We start from the raw sequence: 5,161 nt of genomic DNA on the forward strand, positions 1-5,161 counted from the left end.
GGCCGGCAGCGTGTGCTGGACGGAATGAAAGCCGCATTCCTTGGCGGTGCGCGACTTGGACGCGACATAGACCTGGCTGGCCGGGTCCTCGCCGACGATAACCACGGCAAGACCCGGCTTGGCCTGGCCCTTGGCGACAAGCTCAGCCGTCAGGGTCTTGACCGACCCCACAACGTCGCCGGCAACGCTCTTGCCATCAATCACTTCGGCCATGGACTACCCTCAACACCAGAATGCCCAAGCGCGTCGCTTGCGGAAGCGACGCGCTTTTCGATCTTTCACAGCGTGGCATTTTCACGAAAATTCCAACATGCAATCCCGCCAAAGCGCCGTCCCATGCCGTTTACGCGAAACCGGCATGTTTTTGTACGGCACAGCGCAGATTTTTGTGGCTCAGAAGTAGCGACGCCGCACGCGGCTCTCGGTCAGTTCGCGAACCGCTTCGCGGAATTCGCGCAGGCTGGCGCGGATTTCCTCGATTGGCGCTTGCTGCTCGGCATCCTCCGCGGCCCGCGACGGCTCCGCCGATCGCTGATGAGGCTGAGGCGCCTGCTGCTGCGGGAGGGACGGCTGTGGATAGGACTCGGAAGCAGGCTGAGCCGGATCGGGCTGCAGCCCGGCATTGGCGGCCGGCATCGATTGCGGATAGGGATAGGCCGGCGGCTGTGCGTAGCCCAATGGCTGCGCGTAGGGATAGAGCTGCGGCCCGGAATATGGCCGCTGCTGCACCATGGGAGGCGGCAGTGGCGGCTGCGCCGTCTGCTGCGGATGGCCGCCGGGCTGGAAAGGCCGCGACGGGTATGCTGCCGCGGCCGCCTGCCGAGGCTCGAAGGCCGGCGCCGACTGGGGGTAAGCGGAGTATTGCGGATCCTGCATCGGCTTCGCGTTTTCGGCAGAGGCCCATTCAACGGTATCGAACGGCTCCTCCCGGGACGGCCTGCGTGAGACGGACTTGTGCAGCCTCGACAGCAAGGCACCGATCCGGCCGGAACCTTCGGCCGGCGAGACCTCGGCTTGCTGGACAGGCGATGGCGAGCCAGGCGGTGGTGATGCAGGCGGGGGTGTCGATGGCTGCGGCGCTGGTGGTTGTGGCGGCGCCGGCGGCGGCGCTGACCGATATGCCTTGTCTTCGTAAGGCGTCCGGTGTTCGTCCGTGCCATGGTCGCGACGCGAGCGCGAATTGGCAGTGTCACGCAGGCTCTCATAGGCGCCACGCATGGCTCCGAGGCCAATGCCGGAGGCGAAACCCAGCAACAGGCCGGCGAGCGCGACCACGACCCGCGACGGCCCGTTCGGCTCGAGCGGCGCGAAGGCCTTCGAGATCACATTGATGTTGGCTGTGTTGATGTCCTTCTGCTCGCCGGTCTCCTTGGCGCGCAGCAGATACTGTTCGTAGACGGAACGCTTGGCGGTCGCCTCGCGCTCCAGTTCGCGCATCGACACAAGGTCGCTGTTGACGTCACCGCTGCGGACCTTCAGCTGCGCCAGGCGAGAGGCAAGATCCTGTTCGAGCTGGACCGCGCGCTTGAGGTCGACCTGCAGCGACGAGCCGATGCGGCGCAGCTCCGAGGCGATGCGGTCGCGTGCGCCGGCAAGCTGGGCATTGAGCGCCTGGAGTTCGGGATGACGCGGGCCGAACCGAATGGCAGCGCGGTCAGCCTCCTGCTTGAGCGATGCATATTGCGAACGCAGATCGCTCATCGAGTTGGAGTTGATCTCCTCCGGCAAGGTACCGGTGAGAACCGAATTGACGTCGACCGAACGCGCCGAGGCCGCCCGGGCATTCAGCTCCAGCGTGCGGGCGCGGGCAACCGACAGCTGCTCGTTGAGTTTCAGCATTTCGTCATCGCTGATGAGGTGGCCCTGCGCATCGACGAGATCATGGGTAGCCCTGAAATCCTCGACCTTGCGCTCGGCCGCCTCGACCCCTTTGCGCAACTCGTCAAGCCTGGCCGTCAGTTCGTCGGTGGCGCGGCCTGCCGTGTCCGACTGTATCTGGCCGAAGGTCTGCAGGAAGACATCCGTCATCGTGTTGGCGATGAGGGCCGATTTCTCGCCATTCTGCGTGGTGGCGCTGACGGTGATGACGAAGGTCTTGCCGCCGCGCTCGACCGAAAGGCTCTCGGCCAGATTGCCGACAGCAAGTGCACGGCGGCGGGTGTCGTCGACACCCCCCGGCCCGTCATTGCGCGACAGGACGGAGCGGATGAGCGACATGACGCTGAGGCCGCCGCCGCCTTGCCCATTGAATTCCGGATCGTTGACCAGATTGAGCTTGTCGACGACCTTGTTGAGAACGGTGCCTGAGGTCAGCACCCGAACCTGGTTCTCGACGATGGCCAGCGTGGCATCGGAAGCGACGACCGACTGGGTGAGGTCACGATCGGTGAGCTTCAGGTCGCGCGGGTCGACGATCAGTTCGGTGGTGGCCTCATATTTCTTCGGCGTCGACAGCGCGATGGCAAGGCCGAGCGCGGCACCCAGTATTGTCGTCGTCACGATCAGCAGCTTCGACTTGCCGACACCGCGCACGACCTGCATCGGATCGATCAGCGGCTTCCACTGCTGGCTGTCCCTGCCGTCGTTTCGGGATACCGACGCGTCGCCTGCAGCGTAAGGTTCCGATGCATGATCGGCGCGCCGGGCGCCGGCGGTTTCGGCGGCACCAATTTGTGTCCGTGGCGTCGTTTGCGCGCGATATGATGACGAAGCTTGCTCATGATCCCCGTCGGTCACGACCGGATCCGACAGTTTCGGGTTGCGCGCCTCGCGCTGCGAACGGGCGAGGCGATGACGCGTGGCGGCATCCTCGCGCCATGACGGGTCTGCCCGGTCGCCTATCGAGACCAGGGACGCGTCGGGTTCGTCGCCGCGCACAGCCTGGCCAAGCGCCAGCAATGAGCGCTCGCGCTTCCAGTCCTCGCGGTTTTCCCTGTCGACCATCGTCTTGAACTTTACCTTTGGCGACCTGCAAACGGCGCTTGGCCATTCGTTAAGCCACGCTAAACAGGCATGGAAAACAAAAGGTTAATTTTCCCGCACCGAAGCGTCGGTTTCTCGCTTCGGTTGCATCTATTTTCGACACAGGCTTAAGCCTCCAGAACGGCACGTTAAGTTTTCCCGCCTAGGCTCTCCTTGAGAAATGACGCAGGCCAGTGACATACCGCAAAGGCGGCCCCTCGCCCGGATCGGCAGCTTTTTGGCCGAACGACGGGGGCTGCTTCGCGACTATTTCTCGGCGATCAGCGGCGCCGGCGGGCGACTGGTGTTTTCGCTGGCCTATTTCATCGCGCTGGCCAACACGCTGTCCATTTCCGAATTCGGCATGTTCGCCACCGCTTCGGCGGCCGGTGTCATGCTGTCGCGCATCCTCGCCTTCGGTTTCATCTCGGCGCTCTACCGCACCGCCACCATCCGCCCCAATCTGATCGGCACCTTTTCCGCCGGCTTCCTGCTGCTCGGCGTGCTGTCGCTGCCGCTGCTGGCCGCGGCCTCGTTCGGCGTCTACCTGCTTTTCTTCGCCGACACCGTGCCGCTGTCGGTGTTTGCGGCAATCGTCTTTGCCGAAGCGCTGCTGTGGCGGCCGGTCGAGGTGGCGCTGATCGTCAACAATGGCCTGGGCAAATTCGGCCGCGCCGCGCTGCTGGCTATCCTGGCGACCGCGTTGCGGGCGCTTGGCGCGGTGCTGTTCATGTTCTCTGCGCATCACAGCGTCTGGATATGGTCGTGGTTCTATATCGGCGCCAATGCCGCCTCGCTGCTGATTGCCTTCGGCTTCTTCTACCCCCGCCAGCGGTTGCGGCTGCGCATCGAGCTCTATCTCAGGCGATTGGCCGATTCTGTCTACGTGGCCGGCGCCGAAGTGCTGTTCTACCTGCAGATGGAGTTCGACAAGCTGCTGGTGCTGGCGATCGGCGGCCCGCATCTGGCTGGCATCTACGCCATCATTATGCGGCTGGTAGACCTGACCGCCATTCCGATCCGCACCTTCTCGATGATGCTGGTGCAGCGCATGATGCGCGCACCGGAACTGTTGTCACGGCTGGCGGTCAAGAGCGGCATCGAAGGCGGTGTGTTCGCGGTCTCCACGGCAGCGCTGCTGACGCTTGGCATCGTGCTGCATTTCTTCCCCAATGCGCTCGGCAAGAATGTCGCCGAGGCCGCGCCGCTGGTCGTGCTGGCGATCTGCGTGCCTGGCTTGCGCAATCTGGTCGAATATCAGGCCGAGCTTTTGTTCGCGCGCGGCCAGACGCTGGTGCGGGCGCTCAATCTCGGTCTGCTCGCCGCACTGAAGGCGCTGCTTTTGACCTATGTGCTGACGACCATCCTCGACACGCCGAACCTGGTGCTGTCGCTCAATGTCGTCTTCCTGCTTTTGTATCTCGCCTCGACGCTGCTCACCTATTCGGCGATGCGTAAACCGGCAAAGCCCATCTAATCCAGCCCGGTCAAACGGCGGATACGGCCGATATCGGTGCCGATGAAGGATTGCATGCCGATCGCCACCTGCTCCGGCGCCATGGCGGCAACGAAGCGGCGGAACTCGTCGTCCGACAGCGCCTCGCCGGTCCAGTGCACCCGGCAGAACTCCTCCGAACCGTGGAAGTGGCCGGCACCCTGTAGCAAATCGTCGACATAGCGGCCGTAGATCATGCATTCGGAGAATTTGCGCGCCGAGCCGACGACCTCGACCCAGTTGCGACCATGGACCTTCTCGATCTCGCCGCACATGGCCAGCACGGTGTCGCGCCGCCAGGCGATCAGCGTCGAGATGTAGTCGTGGACCGATGTCCGGGACGGATCGATGCCGAGTGCCGACCCCGCGTTGCGCGACCAGATGCGATGCTCCTCATGACCTTCGTCCGCCAGCACGCCGTCGCGGCGGAACAGCCGCGCCTTGCCGTCGCGCCAGAAGGCGGCGCAGTCGAAAGGTTTGAGGAAGGCAACATCGGAATCGCAGAAGATCAGCACATCTTGAGATGCATGCGCCGAGATGGCGATGCGACGCAATTGCTGCACGTGCCAGCCACGCAGCGGCTGGGTCTTCAGGCTGAGCCAGACGCGCCGGCGAAACAGGCTGAGCGGATCATCAAATGCGTGCAGCCAGCGCGGCAGCAATTCACGCTCGTCGACGACCGTGCGGCGGCCGGTTTCCAATTGG

General features: G+C 64.1%; 4 protein-coding genes. 1 reads left to right on the plus strand and 3 read right to left on the minus strand.

What is annotated here, in order from left to right:
* Positions 1 to 213, minus strand: a 213-nt coding sequence (locus tag EN964_RS23660; RefSeq protein WP_281059568.1) for a tetrahydrofolate dehydrogenase/cyclohydrolase catalytic domain-containing protein, incomplete at its 3' end; no start/stop codon positions are given.
* A 180-nt stretch (positions 214 to 393) separates the two neighbouring features.
* A complete protein-coding gene (locus EN964_RS23665) occupies positions 394 to 2,943 on the minus strand; it encodes a Wzz/FepE/Etk N-terminal domain-containing protein (RefSeq protein ID WP_127269250.1) in 2,550 nt (849 codons plus the stop codon).
* A 199-nt stretch (positions 2,944 to 3,142) separates the two neighbouring features.
* Between EN964_RS23665 and EN964_RS23670 the strand changes: the two genes are divergently transcribed.
* A complete protein-coding gene (locus tag EN964_RS23670; protein WP_127272343.1) occupies positions 3,143 to 4,438 on the plus strand; it encodes a lipopolysaccharide biosynthesis protein in 1,296 nt (431 codons plus the stop codon).
* On the opposite strand, the gene EN964_RS23675 is transcribed toward EN964_RS23670, so the two are convergent.
* The coding region (locus tag EN964_RS23675; protein WP_127276779.1) for a DUF6492 family protein at positions 4,435 to 5,161 on the minus strand (727 nt) is incomplete at its 5' end. The genes EN964_RS23670 and EN964_RS23675 overlap by 4 nt on opposite strands.

Origin of the sequence: Mesorhizobium sp. M7A.F.Ca.CA.001.10.2.1 (assembly GCF_003998575.1) — a bacterium.
Taxonomy (GTDB): Bacteria; Pseudomonadota; Alphaproteobacteria; order Rhizobiales; family Rhizobiaceae; genus Mesorhizobium.

Bases quoted from the DNA above. Each gene is read 5' to 3' on its own strand.
- EN964_RS23665 (WP_127269250.1), bottom strand. From the start codon at position 2,943: ATGGTCGACAGGGAAAACCGCGAGGACTGGAAGCGCGAGCGCTCATTG.
- EN964_RS23670 (WP_127272343.1), top strand. From the start codon at position 3,143: ATGACGCAGGCCAGTGACATACCGCAAAGGCGGCCCCTCGCCCGGATC.